This window comes from Catenulispora sp. GAS73, assembly GCF_041262085.1.
GTDB lineage: Bacteria > Actinomycetota > Actinomycetes > Streptomycetales > Catenulisporaceae > Catenulispora.
Map to the genome: position 1 here is coordinate 152,341 of NZ_JBGCCM010000021.1, position 20,804 is coordinate 173,144.

18 protein-coding genes and 1 pseudogene are annotated in these 20,804 nt (G+C 70.8%); 6 read left to right on the forward strand and 13 right to left on the reverse strand.

Annotated features, from left to right (window positions below; genetic code table 11):
* Positions 1-200: 200 nt before the first annotated feature.
* The 8 genes and pseudogenes from whiA to uvrA all read right to left on the reverse strand — a co-directional run.
* A pseudogene (gene whiA, locus ABH935_RS29805) lies at positions 201-1,151 on the reverse strand (DNA-binding protein WhiA); the annotation flags it as partial.
* Between the two features lie 158 nt (positions 1,152-1,309).
* Positions 1,310-2,158: an SGNH/GDSL hydrolase family protein gene (locus tag ABH935_RS29810; RefSeq protein WP_370381251.1), complete on the reverse strand. Its 849-nt coding sequence runs from the start codon at positions 2,156-2,158 to the stop codon at positions 1,310-1,312.
* 94 nt (positions 2,159-2,252) lie between these two features.
* Positions 2,253-3,323 carry a uridine diphosphate-N-acetylglucosamine-binding protein YvcK gene (yvcK, locus tag ABH935_RS29815; RefSeq protein WP_370381304.1) on the reverse strand — a complete coding sequence of 357 codons (1,071 nt, stop codon included), beginning with the start codon at positions 3,321-3,323 and terminating at the stop codon, positions 2,253-2,255.
* 251 nt (positions 3,324-3,574) lie between these two features.
* Positions 3,575-4,555, reverse strand: a complete 981-nt coding sequence (gene rapZ / locus ABH935_RS29820; RefSeq protein WP_370381252.1) for an RNase adapter RapZ — start codon at positions 4,553-4,555, stop codon at positions 3,575-3,577.
* Positions 4,556-4,560: 5 nt separating this feature from the next.
* Positions 4,561-6,555 carry an excinuclease ABC subunit UvrC gene (uvrC, locus tag ABH935_RS29825; RefSeq protein ID WP_370381253.1) on the reverse strand — a complete coding sequence of 665 codons (1,995 nt, stop codon included), beginning with the start codon at positions 6,553-6,555 and terminating at the stop codon, positions 4,561-4,563.
* A gap of 84 nt (positions 6,556-6,639) precedes the next feature.
* On the reverse strand, positions 6,640-7,188 hold the full coding sequence (locus tag ABH935_RS29830) for a hypothetical protein (RefSeq protein WP_370381254.1): 549 nt from the start codon (positions 7,186-7,188) through the stop codon (positions 6,640-6,642).
* Positions 7,189-7,332: 144 nt separating this feature from the next.
* Positions 7,333-7,782: a Rieske (2Fe-2S) protein gene (locus ABH935_RS29835; protein WP_370381255.1), complete on the reverse strand. Its 450-nt coding sequence runs from the start codon at positions 7,780-7,782 to the stop codon at positions 7,333-7,335.
* Positions 7,783-7,919: 137 nt separating this feature from the next.
* Positions 7,920-11,036: an excinuclease ABC subunit UvrA gene (gene uvrA, locus ABH935_RS29840; protein WP_370381256.1), complete on the reverse strand. Its 3,117-nt coding sequence runs from the start codon at positions 11,034-11,036 to the stop codon at positions 7,920-7,922.
* Positions 11,037-11,213: 177 nt separating this feature from the next.
* On the opposite strand from uvrA, the gene ABH935_RS29845 reads away from it, so the two are divergent.
* From ABH935_RS29845 to ABH935_RS29865, 5 genes are all read left to right on the forward strand, one after another.
* Positions 11,214-11,984 (forward strand): maleylpyruvate isomerase family mycothiol-dependent enzyme, encoded by a 771-nt coding sequence (locus tag ABH935_RS29845; protein WP_370381257.1) that lies wholly within the window; start codon positions 11,214-11,216, stop codon positions 11,982-11,984.
* Between the two features lie 222 nt (positions 11,985-12,206).
* Entirely contained in the window at positions 12,207-12,812 is a 606-nt protein-coding gene (locus tag ABH935_RS29850; protein ID WP_370381258.1) for an MBL fold metallo-hydrolase, read from the forward strand.
* Positions 12,813-12,918: 106 nt separating this feature from the next.
* A complete protein-coding gene (locus ABH935_RS29855) occupies positions 12,919-13,575 on the forward strand; it encodes an MBL fold metallo-hydrolase (RefSeq protein ID WP_370381259.1) in 657 nt (218 codons plus the stop codon).
* Positions 13,576-13,708: 133 nt separating this feature from the next.
* On the forward strand, positions 13,709-14,248 hold the full coding sequence (locus ABH935_RS29860; protein WP_370381260.1) for a GNAT family N-acetyltransferase: 540 nt from the start codon (positions 13,709-13,711) through the stop codon (positions 14,246-14,248).
* A 64-nt stretch (positions 14,249-14,312) separates the two neighbouring features.
* The gene (locus tag ABH935_RS29865; RefSeq protein ID WP_370381261.1) at positions 14,313-15,035 is read left to right on the forward strand and encodes a YoaK family protein; all 723 of its coding nucleotides are present in this window, start codon (positions 14,313-14,315) and stop codon (positions 15,033-15,035) included.
* 49 nt (positions 15,036-15,084) lie between these two features.
* On the opposite strand, the gene sigJ is transcribed toward ABH935_RS29865, so the two are convergent.
* From sigJ to ABH935_RS29880, 3 genes are all read right to left on the reverse strand, one after another.
* Entirely contained in the window at positions 15,085-15,903 is an 819-nt protein-coding gene (sigJ, locus tag ABH935_RS29870) for an RNA polymerase sigma factor SigJ (protein WP_370381305.1), read from the reverse strand.
* Between the two features lie 157 nt (positions 15,904-16,060).
* The gene (locus tag ABH935_RS29875; RefSeq protein ID WP_370381306.1) at positions 16,061-16,654 is read right to left on the reverse strand and encodes a carboxymuconolactone decarboxylase family protein; all 594 of its coding nucleotides are present in this window, start codon (positions 16,652-16,654) and stop codon (positions 16,061-16,063) included.
* 167 nt (positions 16,655-16,821) lie between these two features.
* Positions 16,822-18,111: a chitinase gene (locus ABH935_RS29880; protein ID WP_370381262.1), complete on the reverse strand. Its 1,290-nt coding sequence runs from the start codon at positions 18,109-18,111 to the stop codon at positions 16,822-16,824.
* A 274-nt stretch (positions 18,112-18,385) separates the two neighbouring features.
* On the opposite strand from ABH935_RS29880, the gene ABH935_RS29885 reads away from it, so the two are divergent.
* Entirely contained in the window at positions 18,386-19,657 is a 1,272-nt protein-coding gene (locus ABH935_RS29885) for a chitinase (RefSeq protein WP_370381263.1), read from the forward strand.
* A 139-nt stretch (positions 19,658-19,796) separates the two neighbouring features.
* Here the strand turns inward: ABH935_RS29885 and ABH935_RS29890 are convergent, their stop codons facing one another.
* On the reverse strand, positions 19,797-20,348 hold the full coding sequence (locus tag ABH935_RS29890) for a TOPRIM nucleotidyl transferase/hydrolase domain-containing protein (RefSeq protein ID WP_370381264.1): 552 nt from the start codon (positions 20,346-20,348) through the stop codon (positions 19,797-19,799).
* 25 nt (positions 20,349-20,373) lie between these two features.
* Positions 20,374-20,763 (reverse strand): hypothetical protein, encoded by a 390-nt coding sequence (locus ABH935_RS29895; RefSeq protein ID WP_370381265.1) that lies wholly within the window; start codon positions 20,761-20,763, stop codon positions 20,374-20,376.
* Between the last annotated feature and the right edge of the window lie 41 nt (positions 20,764-20,804).

Sequence of the window (20,804 nt, forward strand, 5' to 3'; positions counted from 1 at the left end):
GAACCCGGGGAAGACAACGCACCCGGCCCGACCTGCGAGACGATGGCAGAATCCGTACTCGCCGGTAGGTCGTCGGACGTCTGACCGACCGATGGCGCCGGACCGGCGCCAGCCTGCGCGGGAACGCTCAGCCGTGCGGCGAGTGAGTCGTCCTTGTAAGAAACGGACGGGGGTCCGTATGCCGAGACGGACGCCGGGACGTCGGTCCCGTCCACGCCGAGCTCGAACGCCCGGCGGTCGGCCATCGCCAGCAGCCGGCGGATCCGGCCGGCGATCGCGTCCTTGGTCAGCGGCGGGTCGGCCAGCGTGCCCAGCTCCTCCAGCGAGGCCTGCTTGTGGTCCAGGCGCAGCCGGCCGGCGGCGGCCAGGTGGTCCGGCGCGTCCTCGCCCAGGATCTCCAGCGCGCGCGAGACCCGGGCCCCGGCGGCGACCGCGGCGCGGGCGCTGCGGCGCAGGTTGGCGTCGTCGAAGTTGGCCAGCCGGTTGGCGGTGGCGCGCACCTCGCGCCGCATCCGCCGCTCCTCCCAGGCCAGCACCGCCTCGTGCGCGCCGAGCCGGGTGAGCAGCGCGCTGATCGCGTCGCCGTCGCGCAGCACCACGCGGTCGCTGCCGCGCACCTCGCGGTGCTTGGCGCCGGGGATGCCGAGCCGGCGCGCGGCCCCGGCCAGCGCGATCGCCGACTCCATGTTCGGGCAGTTGATCTCCAGGGCCGAGCTGCGGCCGGGCTCGGTGAGGCTGCCGTGCGCCAGGAACGCGCCGCGCCACACCGCCTCGCAGTCGCACAACGGGCCGTTGACCAGGTACGGAGGTAAGCCGAAGGCGGGCCGGCCCTGGCCGTCGACCATGCCGATCTGCCGGGCCATCGCCTCGCCGCCGGCGGTCACCCGCAGCTGGTAGCGGTGGCCCCGGCGCAGGCCGCCGGGCGACTGGATGACCAGCTCGGCGCGGTGCGAGTAGACCTCCCAGATGTCCTTGCGCAGGCGCCGGGCCGCGGCCCCGGTGTCGAGCTCGGCCTCGATCGCGATCCGCCCGGACACGATGTGCAGGGAGCCGCCGTACCGGAACACCGAGGCCACCTCGGCCTTGCGGCAGCAGGGCTTGGTCACCGCCAGGCGGCTCAGCTCGTCCTTGACCGCCGCCGTCATCGCCATCGCGCCGCTACCCCTTTTTCGCCTGTCATCGCAGCTCAGAGTGCCGAGCCGGAACCGTTCCCGTCAGCGGTCCACCCTAACCAACGCGAACCGGCGCCGTGTGCTTCCACCCGCGCATTCACGAGGTTGGATGACGCTCGTTCGGCCTAGTGCGACGTTCAGAGCCTGCTTTCAATCATCGCAGCCACCGCGCTCTGCCCGGCGGGGTTGGGGTGTACCGGCGCGGCGGGCTGGGCCGGGATGACCGGCTCGACCCAGCGGGTCCACGGCCATTGGCAGGCATCACGGCCGGTGACACCGTTGGGGTTAACACTGAGCGCTCCGTTCGCGGCGGCTTCGGCGGAGAGCATGTCGTTCAGCTTCTGCTCGATGCCGTGCAGCCACGGCACGTCGCCCACGGCCACCGGCATGCTCGGCCAGCAGCCGCCGGAGGCCGGCAGCACCGGCAGGTAGCCGACCACGACGACGGTGGCGTGCGGGGCACGCTGGTGAACGCCCTGGATCACCGCGTCAATGGTCGGCGCCAGCGCGTCGATCCGGGCCGCGAGCTGGTCGGTGCCGTTGACCGTGAAGTGCTGCTGGCAGGGGTTGCCGAAGACGTCCAGCGACAGCTCGCCGCAGGTGGTCACGATGTCGCCGAAGCCGATGTCGTTGCCGCCGATGCCGACCGTCACCAGGTCGGTGTCCGGGGCCAGGGAGTCGAACTGCGCGGGATTGGTGCCGCCGATGACCGACTGCGGGCCGGTCATGTCGGCGGTCACCGCGCCCCCGCAGGAGGCGTCGACGAGGTCTGCGACGTGCAGCCGGGCGGCCAGGTCGTGCGGGAAGTTGACGCTGCTGCGGAAGCAGCCCAGCGGCCCGCCGGCTGGCTGGAGCAGGTCGCCGACCGCGGTGTAGGAGTCGCCGAGGGCCACGTACCTGTGGAAGCCGGCCGCGTGGGCCTGCGCCGGAGCCGTGACCAGGGCCGCTGCCGCAGCGACGGCGAACGCGAGAGACGTACGCAGCATGGCTGTCAGTGTGCTGCGCCACACCTTCCGTGACAATCACTCTGACGGGCGATCAGAGTCCTGTGATCAGGCCCTGCGATCCGCCCGGCGGCCATCAGCCCCTTGCGAACACCCCACGGAACGCCCGCGCCAGCAGCGCGTGGTCGTGCCGCGGGCTCTTGTCCCCGGCCCGGTACGGCGCGGCCAGCGGAGCCAGCACGACCTGCGCCCCGAGCGCGGCGGCCGCCTTCTCCAGCGGGCCGTGCACGCGTGGCGCGCCGCAGGACACCTCGTCGGCCAGCACCACGTCCAGGCGCAGGCCCGGGCAGTGGTCGGCGAGGACCTCGATGTGCTGCTCGGCGGAGAAGCCGTCGGTCTCGCCGGGCTGCGGGGACAGGTTGAAGACCAGCAGCTTGCGCGCCTTGGTCTCGGCCAGGGACGCGCACAACTCGGGCACCAGCAGGTGCGGGATCACGCTGGTGAACCAGGAGCCGGGGCCCAGGACCGTCCAGTCGGCGGCCCGGATGGCGGCGGCCGCCTCGGGCGCGGCCGGCGGTTCCGGCGGGCTCAGCCGCACCGAGAGCACCCGGCCGGGCGTCACCGCGAGCTCGTGCTGGCCGCGGATGACGTCGGTCGCGCCCGGGTTGGCCGGGTCCACGCCGGCCACCAGGGCCTCGATCTCCAGCGGCACCGTCGACATCGGCAGCACCCGGCCGCGCGCGCCGAGCAGCCGTCCGACCCAGTCCAGGGCCCGGACCGGGTCGCCGAGGCGTTCCCACAGCGCGGCGATGAGCAGGTTGCCGACGGCGTGGCCGTGCAGGCCGCCCTCGGCCGGGCCGCCGAAGCGGTGCTGCAGGACGTCGGCCCAGGTGCGGCCCCACTCGTCGTCCCCGCACAGCGCGGCCAGCGCCATCCGCAGGTCGCCCGGCGGCAGGCCGCCGAGCTCGCGGCGGATGCGGCCGGAGGAGCCGCCGTTGTCGGCGACGGTGACGATCGCGGTGAGCGCGTCGGTGACGGTGCGCAGCGCGGCCAGGGTCGCGGACAGGCCGTGGCCGCCGCCCAGGGCCACGACGCGCGGCGCCGGACGGCCGTCGGCGGCGGTGTTGAAGGCCTTGAACTCGACGGTCGGCGCGTCCTCGGGGGCCGGCTCGGCCCAGTTCGCGGCGGCGACCGCGGCTCCGATCATCGGCACGGCCGGCTGCTGCCCCGGACCGGTGGCGGCGAAGGGGCCCTGCGGGGCGGCCAGGCCGCCCGACGGGTCGCCGGCCATCGGGGCCGTGGGAGCCATGGGAGCCATGGGAGCCATCGGCCCCCCGGGGGTCGGCGGGGGCACGGGAGCCGGCGATCCCGCCGGGTCCGGCCGGAACAGGTTTCCGGAGATGGTCGGGACCACCTCGTTCTTTATGACCCGCCTGGACGCCGCCCGATCAGCCGCCGTCACTCGCGACCCATGTCGCGGTGCACGACCACGGTGTCCACGCCCTCGGCGGACAGCCGCGCGGCGATCTGCTCGGACATCGCGACACTGCGGTGCTTGCCGCCGGTGCAGCCGATCGCCAGGGTCAGGTAGCGCTTGCCCTCGCGGCGGTATCCCTCGGTGACGATGTTCAGTACCTCCGCGTACCGGTCCAGGAATTCCTTGGCACCGTGCTGGGACAGCACGTACCCGCTCACCTCAGGGTCCTGACCCGTGCGCGGACGGAGTTCGGGCACCCAGTGCGGGTTTGGCAAGAACCGTACATCCGCGACGAGGTCGGCGTCGACGGGCAGTCCGTACTTGAATCCGAAACTCATCACGGTCGCCCGCAGCGGCACGTCGTCGGAGTCGCCGAAGGCGGACTCGATGGCGTTGCGCAGCTCGTGCACGTTGCGCGCCGAGGTGTCGATCACCAGGTCGGCCTCGCCGCGCAGCTCGCGCAGCAGCTCCCGCTCGCGCTCGATGCCGTCGGTGACCCGGCCCTCGCCCTGCAGCGGATGCGGCCGGCGCACGCCCTCGTAGCGGCGCACCAGCACGTCGTCGTCGGACTCCAGGAACACGATGCGGTGGTTCAGCCCGGCCGAGTCCAGCTCGTCCAGGGTGCTGCGCAGCGTGTCGAAGAAGGCCCGGCCGCGCACGTCGACGACGAACGCCAGCCGGTCGGTGCTGCGCGACTCGCGCATCACCAGGTCCACCATCGGCGCGATCAGCGTCGGCGCCAGGTTGTCCACGACGTACCAGCCGAGGTCTTCGAAGACCTTGGCGGCGGTGGAGCGGCCGGCCCCGGACATGCCGGTGACGATCACCAGCTCCGGTGCGTGCGGGCCGTCCTGCGCGTCGGGCTCGTCGGCGCCCTGGGACGCCTCTGAGCCCTCGGGCTCCGCGACGACCTGCTCCGATTCCTGGTGCGCGTCCTGCTCGCTCGGTCTGTTCTCCCTCACGCCAGTCACTCCTCGTCCGGCCCGATCCTGCTCTCTCCCCCCTCCAGGATCTCACCTGTGGCGGCGTTCACCGCACGACTTACCGGAACCTCGGCCAAAGCACTGTGGATCTGGCGCGCCGTGGCGGGCCCGATACCAGGTACTTCGGCGATTTCTGCCACATCCGCCGCGCGCAGTTTGCGAAGAGTTCCGAAATGGGCCAACAGCGCTTTACGCCGTACTTCCCCCAACCCGGGCACATCGTCCAGCGCGCTGGCGACCATCGACTTGGACCGCTTCTGGCGGTGGAAGGCGATGCCGAAGCGGTGCGCCTCGTCCCGGACCCGCTGGAGCAGGTACAGGCCCTCGCTGCTGCGCGGGAGCAGGACCGGGTCGTCCTCGTCCGGCAGCCAGACCTCCTCCAGTCGCTTGGCCAGGCCGACCAGCGTGACGTCGCTGATCTCCAGGTCCGCCAGCGCCCGCGCTGCCGCCGCGACCTGCGGCTGGCCGCCGTCGACGACCACCAGCTGCGGAGGATAGGCGAACTTCCTGCGCTCACCTGTGGTCTCATCGATGAGCTTTTCTTCCTCTTGTTCCTTGAGGAAGGCCTTGAAGCGGCGGGTGATGACCTCGTGCATGTTGCGCACGTCGTCGTTGGTCGCGCCGCCGGTCTCCTCGGAGCCCCTGATCGTGAAGCGGCGGTACTCGCTCTTGCGCGGCAGGCCGTCCTCGAAGACCACCATCGAGGCGACGACGTTGGTGCCCTGCAGGTGAGAGATGTCATAGCACTCGATGCGCAGCGGGGCCTGGTCCATGCCGATGGCGTCGGCCAGCTCCTGCAGGGCCACCGAGCGCGTGGTGAGGTCCGAGGCGCGGCGGGTCTTGTGCAGGGCCAGGGCCTGCTTGGCGTTCTGCGCGACGGTCTCCATCAGCGCGGCTTTGTCGCCGCGCCGGGGGACGCGCACCTCGACCTTGGAGCCGCGGCGCTCGCACAGCCACTCCGTTATGGCCTCCACGCTGCCCGGCAGCTCCGGGACCAGGATCTCCCGCGGCACGGTCTCCGTGTCGACGCCCTGCACGCCCTGCTCGGAGCCGTAGAGCTGCTGCATGAAGTGCTCGACGAGGCCGGCGGTGTCGACGTCCTCGACCCGGTCCACGACCCAGCCGCGCTGGCCCCGGATCCGGCCACCGCGCACGTGGAACACCTGGACCGCGGCCTCCAGCGGGTCCTCGGCCAACGCGATGACGTCGGCGTCGGTGCCGTCGCCGAGGACGACCGCGTTCTTCTCCAGGGTCTGCCGCAGAGCTTGGAGGTCGTCGCGCAGGCGGGCCGCCTTCTCGAACTCCAGGTCCTTCGCAGCCTCCTTCATCTCGTCTTCCAGACCCTTGATGTACCGGTCGGTGCGGCCGGCCATGAAGGTGACGAAGTCCTCGACGATCTCCCGGTGCTCCTCGGCGCTGACCCGGCCGACACACGGCGCGGAGCACTTGCCGATGTAGCCGAGCAGGCAGGGCCGGCCGGTCTGCGCGGCACGCTTGAAGACGCCGGAGGAGCAGGTGCGGATCGGGAAGACGCGCAGGAGCGAGTCCAGCGTCTCGCGGATCGCCCAGGCGTGGGAGTACGGCCCGAAGTAGCGGACGCCGGGGCGCTTGGGACCGCGCATGACCTGCGCGCGCGGGTACTCCTCACCGACGGTGACGGCCAGGCTCGGGTAGGACTTGTCGTCGCGGTACTTGACGTTGAACCGCGGGTCGAACTGCTTGATCCAGGTGTACTCCAGCTGGAGCGCCTCGACCTCGGTGGCGACGGTGGTCCACTCCACGCTCGCGGCCGTGGTCACCATGGTCTGGGTGCGGACGTGCAGGTTGGCCAGGTCCTGGAAGTAGCTCGTCAGCCGCGAGCGCAGGTTCTTGGCCTTGCCGACGTAGATCACCCGGCCGTGCGGGTCGCGGAACTTGTAGACGCCGGGCGAGGTCGGGATCTCGCCGGTCTTCGGGCGATAGGTTGCCGGGTCTGCCACAGGGAAAGCCTACGCGGCCGGGGGGACACCATTCGGTGGCCGGGGGTCGACCCCGGGCTGTCGGGCTGGTCCCCCCGGCTCGCGTCAGGGGCAGACGGGCTCGGTGACGAACTGCGCGGTCCCCTCACTCAGAACGCCGACGACGCAGCGCGCGCTCGGCGCCAGCGGCGCGACCGACTGGGAGTAGGGCCAGGCGAAGGTGTTCTCGCTCTGCGGGCCGAGGGCGAAGGCGCCGTTGTCGTCGTCCCCGCCGCCCTTGACCGCGCCGGCCTTGTCGGCCCAGCGCCAGTGGAAGCGCAGGCTGTCGGCACGCGGGCCGTCGACCTTGATGTAGCTGTCGCGCACCATGCTGATCGTGCGCTTGGCCGGGTCGCCGCAGACCTCGACGACGAGGAGGTTCTTGCCGGCCGCGACGCGGTGCAGGCCGAGGCCGAGGTAGGTGCCGTAGCCGTGGCACAGGGTGATGGCCATCGGGGCGTTGGTGGGGCCGGTGCCGGACCCGGAGCCTGGGCCGGGGCCGGTGGTCGTTCCGGTGCCCGTCCCACTGGCCGACACCGGACCAGCGCCCAGCAAAGCCGCCCCGACCAGCGTCATCCCGACGGCGAAGACCCTGCGGAACCTACGGATGCTCACTGCGATGTTCTCCCTTGAATAGTGGTCGGCGAGCGCGATCACTAGGGATATCGGTCGGGCGACGAGGACGCTGAAGACAACCGCGGGTCGCCCGATCAGGGCCAATGTCAGGATGTTTCTCCGGTAGGCGCGGGCAGTCCCGAATCAGCTCGAAGAACCGGTGACGTCCACGTTCGCGCCGTTCACCTTGGCCGTCATCGCCGCCAGCGGCGAGGCCGCGGGGCCGTTGATCACGGAACCGTCCTGGGCGCTGAAGACCGAGCCGTGGCAGGGGCAGACGATGCGGTTGTTCGTCACGCCGCCGACCGTGCAGCCCTGGTGCGTGCACACCGCCGTGAAGGCCTTGAAGACCCCGGCCTGCGGCTGCGTCACCACGACGTTGTTCGACTTGTCGATGTAGCCGCCGCCGACCGGCACCGAGGAGGACGGCACGACGACTGTCCCGTTCCCGCTGGAAGACCCGCCGGACGACGAGCTGCTGGAGCACGCCGCGACCGCTCCGACCCCGGCCACCGGCACCACGACCAGGGCGGCGGCCTTCATGACGGACCGGCGGTCCGGCCCCGACTCCTCGACCTCAACATGATCAGACATGGGGAGTAGTCCATCATGCCCGTCTGTGAGAATTCTTTGAGGCCCGGACATGTGATGAACATGCACTGGATATGCGGCGAGCCCGCACCGATCAGCACGATCGGCACGGGCCCGTACCCCTACCCACACCCCTACCGCTACTTCTTCGCGGCGGCCTTCTTGGCGGGCGCCTTCTTCGCGACCGTCTTGGCGGCCGTGGTCTTGGCCGCCGCCGGAGCCTTCGCCGCGGTGGTCTTGGCCGCAGCGGTCTTGGCCGCCGTCTTCTTCGCCGCCGCACCGCCGGCCGCCCCGCCCGCCGCCTTCGGCGCGTTGCTCCGCTTCGCCGCCTCGATCGCCTCGGCGACCTGCGGCTTACGCGCCTGCGCCGCCGTCAGCGCCGCGGTCGCGGCGTTCGCCTCGCCGTGCAGTATCGGCTCCAGGAACCGGCCGGTGTGGCTGGCCGCGACCTTCGCCACGTCCTCCGGCGTGCCCTCGGCGACCACGATCCCGCCGCCGCGCCCGCCCTCGGGGCCCATGTCGACCAGCCAGTCGGCGGTCTTGATGACGTCCAGGTTGTGCTCGATGACGATCACCGAGTTGCCCTGGTCGACCAGCCGCTGGAGCACTCCCAGCAGCTTGTTGATGTCCTCGAAGTGCAGCCCGGTGGTCGGCTCGTCCAGCACGTAGACCGTGCGGCCGGTGGCCCGGCGCTTCAGCTCGGCGGCCAGCTTCACGCGCTGCGCCTCACCGCCGGACAGCGTGGTCGCCGACTGGCCCAGACGCACGTAGCCCAGCCCCACGTCGACCAGCGTCTGCATGTGCCGGGAGATCGCCGGGACCGCCTCGAAGAAGTCCGCGGCCTCCTCGATCGGCATGTCCAGGACCTCGCCGATGTTCTTGCCCTTGAAGTGGACCTCCAGGGTCTCCCGGTTGTAGCGCGCGCCGTGGCAGACCTCGCAGGGCACGTACACGTCCGGCAGGAAGTTCATCTCGATCTTGATGGTGCCGTCGCCCTGGCAGTTCTCGCAGCGGCCGCCCTTGACGTTGAACGAGAACCGGCCGGGCTGGTAGCCGCGGACCTTGGCCTCGGTGGTGTTGGCGAACAGCTTGCGGATGTGGTCGAACACGCCGGTGTAGGTGGCCGGGTTGGAGCGCGGGGTGCGGCCGATCGGCGACTGGTCGACGTGCACGACCTTGTCCAGCTGGTCCACGCCGTCCACCCGGGTGTGCCGGCCGGGGACGGTGCGGGCGCCGTTCAGCTCGCGCGCCAGCGTCGAGTACAGGATGTCGTTGACCAGCGTGGACTTGCCGGAGCCGGAGACGCCGGTGACCGCGACGAAGACGCCCAGCGGGAAGGCCACGTCGATGTCGCGCAGGTTGTTCTCGCGCGCGCCGCGCACCACCAGCCGCCGCTTGGGGTCGATCGGCCGCCGCATGGCCGGGATCTCGATCCGGCGCCGCCCGGAGACGTACTGGCCGGTCAGCGAGTCCTCGGAGGCCAGCAGGTCCTCCACGGTGCCGGAGACCACGACCTGCCCGCCGTGCTCGCCGGCGCCCGGGCCGATGTCCACGACCCAGTCGGCGATGGCGATGGTGTCCTCGTCGTGCTCCACCACGATCAGGGTGTTGCCCAGGTCGCGCAGCCGGATCAGGGTGTCGATGAGCCGGTGATTGTCGCGCTGGTGCAGGCCGATGGAGGGCTCGTCGAGCACGTACAGCACGCCGGTCAGGCCCGAGCCGATCTGCGTGGCCAGCCGGATGCGCTGGGCCTCGCCGCCGGCCAGGGTGGCGCTGGCGCGGTCCAGCGACAGGTAGTCCAGGCCGACGTCGACCAGGAACTGCAGGCGCTCGTTGACCTCCTTGAGCACCCGGGCGGCGATCTGCGCCTCGCGGTCGGTCAGGGTGAGCTCGCGCAGGTACTGCGCGCACTCGCCGACCGGCAGCGCGGCGATCTCGTCGATCGAGCGGCCGCCCTCGGAGCGCTCCCCGCCCAGGGTGACGGCGCGGATCACCGGCTTGAGGCGGGTGCCGTCGCAGGCCTCGCACGGGACCTCGCGCATGTAGCCGGTCAGGCGCTCGCGCGCGCTGTCGCTGTCGGACTCGGCGTAGCGCCGCGTGATCCACGGCTTGACGCCCTCGTACGTGGTCTCCCACGCGCGCTTGGAGCCGTGCCGGTTGGTGTAGCGGACCGTGAGCTTCTTCTTGTAGCCCTCCAGGATGACCTTCTGGGCCTTCGCCGGGATCCGCCCCCAGGGCGTGTCCATGTCGAAGCCGATCTCCTGGCCCAGGGAGGCCAGCATGTGCCCGAACCAGCTCGCGCCCATCCCGGAGGCGGCCCAGACGGTGATGGCGCCGTCGCTCAGGGTCTTGTCCGGGTCCGGGATCACCAGCTCGGTGTCCACCTCCAGCTTCACGCCCAGGCCCGAGCAGGTCGGGCAGGCGCCGAAGGGCGAGTTGAAGGAGAACGAGCGCGGCTCCAGCTCCTCGAACGACAGGTCGTCGTAGACGCAGTACAGGTGCTCGGAGTACATGCGCTCGCGGTTCGGGTCGTCCTCGGCCAGGTCGACGAACTCCAGCGTGATCATGCCGCTGCCGAGCTGGAGCGCGGTCTCCACCGAGTCGGTGAGCCGGCGCTTGGCACTGGCCTTGACCGAGAGCCGGTCGACCACCACCTCGATGGTGTGCTTCTCCTGCTTCTTCAGCGTCGGCGCCTCGGTCAGCTGCACCACGACGCCGTCCACCCGGGCCCGGCTGTACCCCTTGGTCTGCAGCTCGGCGAACAGGTCGACGTACTCGCCCTTGCGCTCGCGCACCACCGGGGCCAGGACCTGGAAGCGGGTGCCCTCCTGAAGTTCCAGCACGCGGTCCACGATCTGCTGCGGGCTCTGCCGGGCGATCGGGCGGCCGCAGACCGGGCAGTGCGGGCGGCCGGCCCGGGCGTAGAGCAGACGAAGGTAGTCGTAGACCTCGGTAATGGTGCCCACGGTCGAGCGCGGGTTCTTCGAGGTCGACTTCTGGTCGATCGACACCGCCGGGGACAGCCCCTCGATGAAGTCGACGTCGGGCTTGTCCATCTGCCCGAGGAACTGGCGCGCGTAAGCCGACAGCGACTCCACGTATCGCCGCTGGCCCTCAGCGAAGATCGTGTCGAACGCCAGCGAGGACTTGCCCGAGCCGGACAAGCCGGTGAACACGATAAGGGCGTCCCGGGGGAGGTCTACCGAGACGTCCTTGAGGTTGTGCTCCCGCGCGCCGCGGACGATCAGCCGATCCACTAGTGCAACCTTCCTGAAGACATGACTCGCACTGATGCTAGACGGGGCCTCCGACAAGTTCCGGATTCCGGCTGCTCCGCAGGTCCGCGCGCCGACCCGGCCGCGGCCGCGCGATCCGTCCCGCCTACTTCAAGATCCGTGTGGCAGACGGAGGTCCGGTACGGAAGAGTTACCGCCGTGACCGAATCACCGACCATCCCCGCCTCCTTCGACGCCGCCGCGGACCTCGAACAGATCACCGAGGCCACCGCGCACCTGCTGGCCACCGTCGCCGACATGACCGACGAGCAGCTGCGCGAGCCCTCGCTGTGCGACGGCTGGACGCGCGGGCACGTCCTGGCCCACATCGCCCGCAACGCCGACGGCCTGTCCAACATGCTCAACACCGCGGCGACCGGTGAGGTCACGCCGATGTACGAATCCGACGACAAGCGCAACGCCGACATCGAGGCCGGCTCTTCCCGGCCGGTCCAGGAGCAGCTGGCGGACCTGCGGGAATCGGCGGGCCGGTTCGTCGAAGCGTACGCCACGGCGCAGGCCGCCGGGCACTGGGACGCACCGGTGTACCGGACGGCCGGCGCGACCCCGTACCCGGCGCACCAGCTGCCGGGCAAGCGGCTCGGCGAGGTGCTGATCCACCACGTCGACCTGGACCTGGACTTCACACCGGCGCACTGGTCCGACACCTTCACCGACCGCTGGTTCGCCGACGCGCTGTCCCGCTTCGAGACCCGCCCGGAGTTCCCGGCGCTGCGGCTGGACGTCGAGGAGGAGGACCGGGTCTGCGGCGTGAAGGCGGACCCGCAGGACTCCGGCGTGGTGATCGTGCGCGGCCCGAAGCGGGCGCTGCTGGCCTGGCTGCTCGGCCGGGCCTCCGGCGACGGACTGGTCGCGGTGATCCCGGCCGGCGGCCGCGGCCCGCTGCCGAAGCTGCCGGCCTGGGCCTGAGGGTGGATTGTGACAATTCGCGACGCGCTGAACTATATGGCGGCGAAGCCGCAGTGCCCTATGAGCGGCGCCCGGCGTCGCCAGACGACCCTTACAGCCAACCAGGATGCGACGGGCCGTCTGTCTAGCCATGCTTGCTCCTAGGCCGTTTCGCTCGTTCTCGAGGTCAGTTGCGGTTTCGTATGCCGCAAATCGTCACAATCCACCCTCTGAGGAGCGCCGATGACGTACCACGGCATCGTCCACGTCGGCGGCCCGCCGGCCGTGCACGAACTCGCGCAGCTGATCGTCACCAAGATCGCGGTCGGCCCGAAGGCGGCGAACTGCTACCTGCTGCGCGACCGGCTCAGCGGCGATCAGGTCCTCATCGACGCCGCCGACGACGCCCCGGCGCTGATCCAGCTGGTCAACGGCGAGCTGGCGGCGGTGGTGACCACGCACCGGCACCGCGACCACTGGCGCGCGCTGGCCGAGGTGGTGGCGGCCACCGGCGCGGTGACGATGGCCGGCGCGCACGACGCGGGCGCGATCGAGGTCCCGACGAAGGTGGCGCTGCACGACGGCGACGAGATCCGGCTGGGGCACTCGCTGCTGACGGCGATGCACCTGGCCGGCGACGCGCCGGGGGCGGTGGCGCTGGTGTACGACGACCCGAAGGGGCATCCGCACCTGTTCACCGGGGACTTGTTGTCGGGGTCGGGTCCGGGTCCTACGCCGGCGGAGCTGCTGACCGGGGCGCTGGCCGCGCTGCCGGACGAGACGTGGGTGTACCCGGCTCGGGGCAACGACTCCACGCTGGGTGCGGAGCGGGCCGGGATCGGAGCGTAGAACCCACCTCGATTCGACATACCTCGCCGTCGATGTACCTCGGCGCCGACGTACCTCGGCCTCCCGATCCGATCTCAGACCCCGTCTCAGACCCCGAAGGAACCCCATGCCCGACTACACCGGCGACGTCACCCAGGGCGGCCCGCCCGCCGTCCGCGACCTGCCCGCGCTGACCATCACCAAGGTCTCGGTCGGCCCCGCGGACAACAACGCCTACCTCCTGCGCAGCAAGAGCACCGGCGCACAGGTCCTGATCGACGCCGCCAACGAGGCCCCGACCCTGCTGGCCCTGGTCCCCGACGGGCTGCGGGCGGTCATCACCACCCACCAGCACGGCGACCACTGGCAGGCCCTGGAAGCCGTCGTCGCCGCCACCGCGGCCCGCACCCACGCCGGCCGCGCGGACGCCGAGGGCATCCCGGTCACGACCGACGTCCCGGTGGACGACGGCGACGTCCTGCGCTTCGACGACATCGAACTCACCGCCATCCACCTGGTCGGCCACACCCCCGGCAGCATCGCCCTGCTGTACCGGGACCCCACCGGCACCCCGCACCTGTTCACCGGCGACTGCCTGTTCCCCGGCGGCGTCGGCGGCACGTTCGGGAACAAGGAGGCGTTCGACTCGCTCTACGAGGGCGTGGTCACGAAGATCTTCGACCGTCTGCCCGACGAGACCTGGGTCTACCCCGGGCACGGCAAGGACACGACGCTGGGTGCGGAGCGTCCGCAGCTGGAGGAGTGGCGCGCTCGGGGCTGGTGACGGCCGCACTCAATCTGTCGGGCGCGTCGCCGGTATCGCGCCGGTAGCCGGTATCGGTGGCGTCGCCGGTGTCGGGGGCGCTACCGGCCATTTATCCTGTCGGGCCATCGCGGAGCTTTGGAATCATGGGCACATGCCCGTCCTGACAGACCCCTCGATACGTTTCCGGCGCTCGTTCCTGGAAGCCGTGAAGGAGTTCCACGCCGACACCGACTACGAGCCCTCGTGGTTCATCACCGACATCGATGACGCGGCCCTGTCCGACTCAGATGAAGCCGCATTCGAGACCTACGTCGCGCGCGTGCTCGCCGAGGGCACCGAGGTCGGCCACAAGCCTGGCTTCGTACCGATGACCACGCTGTGGTGGACCGAGGGCGAGGAGATGCTCGGCCGCCTGGCGATCCGCCACCGGCTGATCCCGAAGCTGGAGCGCGTCGGCGGGCACATCGGCTACGACATCCGCCCCGGCGCGCGCCGGCAGGGCCACGCGACCGCGATGCTCCGGGCCGCGATGCCGGTCGCGGCCGGGTTGGGCATCGCCGAAGCTCTGCTGACGTGCGACGACACCAACGTGGCCTCCCGCCGGGTGATCGAGGCCTGCGGCGGCCGCTTCGTCGACGAGCACGACCACAAGCTGCGCTTCTGGGTGCCGACGCGCCAGCCGACGTCGTGACCTGCTCGCGTCGGCCTGGCGCGCCTGCGACGCCGACGCCGACGGCCGCGCCATCCTGATACCCGTGGCGCGAGGGCGGAAGGTGCATGGCACCGCGGGGCTGATGGTGCTGCTCACGGCAGTCGCGGGCTGGGTGGACTCGGTCGCCTACGTGCGCTCGGGCTCGGTGTTCGTCGCGAACCAGACGGGCAACGCAGTGTTCCTCGCGGTGCAGGTAGCGGAGCGCTGGGTACCGGGGACGCACCAAGCAGGCGTCCTGGCCGGGGCCGACACGTACGGCCCGTTCTCCTCGTTGCTCGGCTTCTGCATCGGCGTCGCAGTGTCGGTGCTGCCACTACGCCGCTCACGCCGCAACGGCGATGGGGAGGCACCGTGGGTCCTGCTGGCGATCGAGGCACTGCTGCTCGCATCGGTGATCGTGCTGGCCTCCACCCCGCGCGAACTCCGACTCGGCGTGGCAGCCGCGGCGATGGGAGTGCAGAGCGTCTACGCGGCCAGGGTCGCGATCCGCGGAATCTCGACCACGACGCTGACCGGCACCCTCGTGACGCTGATCTCAGCCTTCGCCGAGGAACCAGGCCGCCACGCGCGAAAAGGCATCGTGCTCCTGACACTGGTGTGGCTCGCCTACACGCTCGGCGCCTGGGGCGGCGCCGCAGCCGGACTGACCTGGTCGATCGGGACGGTGCACGGACTCGCCGCGGCAGCGGTGGGGCTGGCGGCGCTCGCGGTGTGGTGGGATCGGCGGGGACGGTTGCGGAGTGCTGCCGGAGTTGCGGGCGGCTGAGGTCTGAGGGTGCGGATTTGCAGGGCCAGGTCGGAGGATCCGGCCGGGCTCACCGCATCAGCACCACCTCGGCGTCCAAGCGCGCCAGCTTCTCCGGGTTGCGTACCGCGAAGATCCGGCTGATCAGTCCGTCCTCGACCGCGAAGCTCAGCAGCGTCGTCACGTCCACCTCGATGCGCGCGGCCGGTGCGCCGTTCACCCACATCGTCGCGGCAGAGAACCGCTCGCCGGCCCACTCGGCTACTGCGATCAGGTAGGCCGCCGCCTGCTCGGCGCCGGTGACCGGGTGGCTCACCGTGGGTACCACGCCGCCGCCGTCGGCTACGACCACCACGTCTGGGGCCAGGACCTCCATCAGGGCTTGGAGGTCGCCGTCGGTGAGGGCGGCTAGGAAGCGGTCGACGACGCGGCGCTGCTCGGTGCGGTCGACGTGCATGCGTGGGCGGCGGGCTGCGACGTGGTCGCGGGCGCGCTTTGCGGTCTGGCGTACCGAGGCCGGGGTCTTGCCGAGTGCGCGGGAGATCTCGTCGTACGGCGTCTCGAACACCTCGCGGAGGACGAACACTGCGCGCTCGACCGGGTTCAGCGTCTCCAGCACGGTCAGCATCGCGACCGAGACGCTCTCGGCCAGCTCCACGTCGTCGGCGACGTCAGGGCTCGTCAGCAGGGGCTCGGGGAGCCAGGAGCCGACGTAGTCCTCGCGGCGGCGGGCGAGCGTGCGCAGGCGGTTCAGTGCCAGCCGGGTCACGATGCGCACCAGGTAGGCACGCGGGTCCGCGACCGTCGCGCGCAGCCCGGAGTCCACCTCGGCCCAGCGCAGCCACGTCTCCTGCACCACGTCCTCGGCGTCGGCGGCCGAGCCGAGCATCTCGTAGGCGACGGTGAACAGCAGGCTGCGGTGGGCGATGAAGGGGTCAAGGCCGCTGATGGTGTCGGTGCCGAGGACGCGTTCGCCCGCAGCACCCTGGTTCGCGGCCCCGTCGCCCGCAGCGCCTTCGGGAGCAGCCTCGTTCATAGCGCCTCGCTCACGAAGCCGAGGCTATGTCCGCCGACGGCACCGCCAGCGGCGGCAGGCCGCACGCCGCCGAGAACTCCTGCGATCGGATGCCCAGCGCGATGTTCGCCCGCGCGGTCAGGTTCGCCGCCCCGACCCGCGCCGCCAGCTCCACCATCGCCGCCGGTCCCAGCTGCGCGAGCAGCACGGCCGAGAGCTCGTCGGTGACCGTCGGCGGTGTCTGGCTCATCGCCTCGGCGTACTCCATGACCTGGCACTCCAGCACGCTGAAGACGTCGGACTCCCGCCAGCGCGGCACCTCACGCACCTTCGCCTCGTCCAGGTGCCGGCTGTGCGCCATGAAGTAGCCGAAGTCCAGGCAGAAGCCGCACCCGACGCGCGCCACGGCGGCCATCGTCGCGTACGTCGCCAGCGGCTCCGGCAGAGCATCCCACTTGTCGACCTTGCGGCCGAAGCCCATCAGCACCTTGAACGCCTTCGGCTGATGCCACATCACCCCGACCGAGTCCGGGACCTGCCCGAGCATCTTTCGGGTCATCATCTTCACCAGGGCCCCGTACAGACCGGTGATGTCGGCTGCGGGTATTCGCGTCGCGGTGGCCATGTCGCCCTCCAGGTGTCTGTCGTCCGATTCGTACTTCCGGCTCATACATACGACACCGCAGGGCTGCGAAATGTGAGTTCCGCCTGGTCAGGGTATACAAAAACCGCCGCCGCCCGGTGTGACCCACACCGGGCGGCGGCAGCCGTCACACGACGGCGCGAAGCGTCTCAGCAGGCGCCGTCGTCCTTCCAGATGTTCCAGGCGATGGCCGAGCCCGGCGTGACACCGGTCGACCAGTACGTCGCCGTCCAGCTGTGCCCGTTGTACGACACGACGTCGTTCGGCACGTACGACGTGCTCGCGCTCCACGGCGCCGCCGTGCAGCCACCGCCGCCGGTCGTCCCGCCGGTGGTGCCTCCCGTCGTGCCGCCGGTGGTCCCACCAGTGGTCCCGCCGGTCGTGCCACCGGTCGTACCACCAGTGGTCCCGCCGGTCCCGCCGCCGCTGCCCGTGTAGGGCACGAACGCGTCCGCGAACGCCAGCTTCGCGTCGCCGACCCCTGAGCAGGTCGACGAAGCGCCGCCGCCGGCACCGCCGGGGCAGGGCTGGTCGCGGTCGATCGACCAGTACGCGAGCCGCCCGACGCCGTTGGAGGCGGCGAACTGCTCGACACTGGCGGCGTTGGCGGTGGTGAACACCGAACCGTCGTCGTTCACGCCGATCATCGGCGTGATGCCGAGGTTGGCGTAGGTGTAGCTCGGGTCGACGGACTGCATCTGCGCCAGAGTCGCCTGCGCGCCCCGGATCGCCGCCGCGCCCATGTCCTGCTGACCCTGGTAGTAGTCCATGGCCATGATGTTCACGACGTCGATCTTCACGCCGACGTTCTTGGCGCTCTGCAGGATGTTGACGCCGTCCTGCGTCAGGCCGGAGGGCAGGGCCGGGATCGTCATCGAGAACTGCAGGCCGGGGTTGGCGGCCTTCAGCGCGGCGATGGCGGTGAAGTTCCGGGTGGCCGCGGCCTGGTCGGCGACGGCGGCGCCCTCGACGTCGAAGTCGAGGTGGTTCACGCCGTAGTCGCTGATGATCGCCTGGTAGCCGGACTGGATCGCCGACTGGTCGCTGCAGGTCCAGGCCAGCGGCTCGCCGGCGGCGCCGCCGGAGGAGATGATGACCGAGGCGCCCTCGGACTTGGCCCGGGCGATCTCAGGGTCCGTATAGGAGTCGTTGCCGACCGGGAGCGTGTCGCCCCACTCCTGGTTGCAGCCGACACCGATGATGAAGGCGGCGGTGTAGGCCTTCACGCCGTGCCCGGTGATCGCGGTGTCCAGGACCGGTTCCTGGCCGTTGGACATGTCCACGTACGGGGCGACGGAGTAGACACTGGCGCCGGAAGCCGCCTTCGGCGTGGCCGAGGCGCTGTGCACGAGCGCCGTCGCGGTCGCGGCTATCGCCGCGGCCAGGAGTGCGCCGGTCCGGATCGCCATGCGGCGTCGGCCCGGGGCTGGAGTCGTCATGGGAGGGTCGTACCTTTCCATGTGGGGACAGGAAGGTGACAGCATGAGGCGATGTAATCGCCCTGACACACAAAGTGGATTAGACCAATGAGTTCTGTCAAGGGTCTAAACCACTGATCTTTTCTCGCAGGTCAGCCGAGAGATCACCCATGCTTGACCCTTATTTGCCGCCCCTTTACCCGTAACCCTTGACGGGGAGCTGGTCTAGTCCAATCATGATTCGCTACTGACGGAGTCAGCATCTTCCCTCCCCCGCCACCCGTTCGGAGACCCCATGGCAACCGCGAGCTTGAAGCGGCGAATAGCCTTGCCCACAGCGGCACTGGCCATCGCCGCCGGCACCACCATGGCGCTCGCCGCCACCGGCCACGCCACGCCCGGCAAGGCCGCGCTCAGCAGCACCTGGTACGCCTCGGCGCCGTATCTGATGCCCGAGGACAACTCGCCGCCGGACATCTCGGCCGTCATGGACGCCACCGGCCAGAAGGCGTTCCAGCTGGCGTTCATCCTGGCGCCCAACGGCGGCGGCTGTTCCGCGACCTGGGGCGGCACCAGCCCGATCGGTTCGGACACCGCCATCCCGGCGGTGATCAACACCATTCGCGGCAAGGGCGGCGACGTCTCGGTCTCGGTCGGCGGCTACGGCGGTACGAAGCTGGGCCAGACCTGCGGCAGCGTCGCGGCCACGGCGGCGGCGTACCAGCAGGTCGTCAACACCTACCAGCTGCACGCCATCGACTTCGACCTCGAAGAGCCGGAGTACGAGAACACCTCGGCCATCGCCAACGAGCTCGGCGCGGCGAAGACGCTCCAGCAGAACAACCCGGGGCTGTACGTCTCGGTGACGATGCCGGGCACCAGCGCCGGCACCGGCTGGTTCGGCACGCAGCTGCTGGACCAGGCGCACTCGATCGGGTTCACGCCCAACAACTTCTCCATCATGCCGTTCGACGGCGGCTTCAGCGGGGCGTCGTCTCAGGTCTCTGCGCTGGAGGCGTTCCACGGCCTGCTGGAGACGCACATGGGCTGGGACTCCACGACCGCCTACCAGCACGAGGGCGTGTCGATGATGAACGGCCGCACCGACGCAGCGGAGTTCTTCTACCAGTCGGACTTCCAGACGGTGCTGAACTACGCGACCAGTCACGGCCTGGCGCGCTACACCTACTGGTCGGTGAACCGCGACCGGCAGTGCAACCCGCCGGACAACAACGGCACGTTGTCGGGCAGCTGCTCCTCGGTCCCGCAGAACAACTGGGACTTCACGAAGTTCACGGCGCAGTTCGCCGGCGTGGCGACCCCGCCCCCGCCGCCCCCGACCTCCAGCACGCCGAGCACGACCCCGCCCACCACCCCGCCCACGTCGTCGTCCTCGTCCTCGGGCGGCGGCGGGACGTGCACCGCGGCGCCCTGGAACTCGCAGACCGCTTACCTGGGCAACGCGGTGGTGTCGTACAACGGCCACCAGTGGACAGCCAAGTGGTGGACCGAGGCCGACGTCCCCGGTGGTTCGGCCGGGGTGTGGACGGACAACGGGCCCTGCTGAGGTCGCGACAGCCCGGCCGATCCGGCTGATCGGGGCTGATCCAGCCCGTGTGAGAACCCTGATGCCCCGCACGCTGACCCCGCTGCGGGGCATCAGGCTTTTGAGTCACAACCGCGTTTGAGTCACAACCGAGCTTGAGTCACAACCAGGCAAGCACCGCGTCGAGCGGATAAGGCACCGCTTCCAAAGGCACCCGCTCCACGAGCAACCGAGCCCACCGCTCCTTGCCCCCGCTGCGGCCCCCCATCATCCGCCGCAGCTGGTGAATCAGGCTCTTGTCGCGCATCGCCGGCTGCCGTTGCAACGTCCGGAACGAGCGCTCCTCCCCCTCGGCGGCCACCAGGCGCAGCACCTCGGTCGCGCCGACCGCGCGGATGAGCTCGTCCTCCAGGTCGGCGCGGCAGACGAAGAAGCCGAACTCCTCCAGGTCCTCGGTCTTGGGGCCGGGCTCCAGGCCGGCGCGCTCCAGTCCCAGGCGGAAGAAGCGCTCCTCGGCCTCGTCGAACAGCCCGGCGAGCTTCAGGGCGCGGCCTCGGGGCCCGTATTCGTGCAGATAGCGCGCGGCGTTGGTGGCGCCGTCCATCGCGACCACCTCGATGCCCTCGGCGTCCAGGTCGCGGCCCCGGCGGCGGGCCAGCGCGCACAGCGCCGCCTGGTCGCTCACTCCCTCGACGAGGATGGCCGCGCGCATGCGTCGAGGATAGATCAGCGACCGATCAGATGCTGAGGATAAGGGCCAGCGGTACCAGGACCAATGTCACGACCAGCACGAGGTAGCCGCTGAAGACCGCCGCGTACCGCACGACGTGGCGCACCGGGTGCGGCGGCGCGGCCGCCTCGAACTCGCGGTCCGCCACCTCGCCGCGCCGGGCCCCCTGCACCGCCAGCACGACCAGGCTCGCGCCGACCCAGCCCAGCACCGCGCCGCGGACGTCCCCACCCATGCCGCCGGGACCCCAGCCCAGAGCTCGGTAGAGCGCCCAGGAACCGAAGGCGACCGCCGGCGTCCAGAACCACAACGCGGCGGCGTGTACGGCCGCGTGGATGCTTCCGCGCGACCGCAGCACGGCTCGCAGATCGCCACGTGCCCGAGACCAGGACCACACCACCCGAAGCTTAGGGGGCGGCGACACGGAGCGAATCAGGG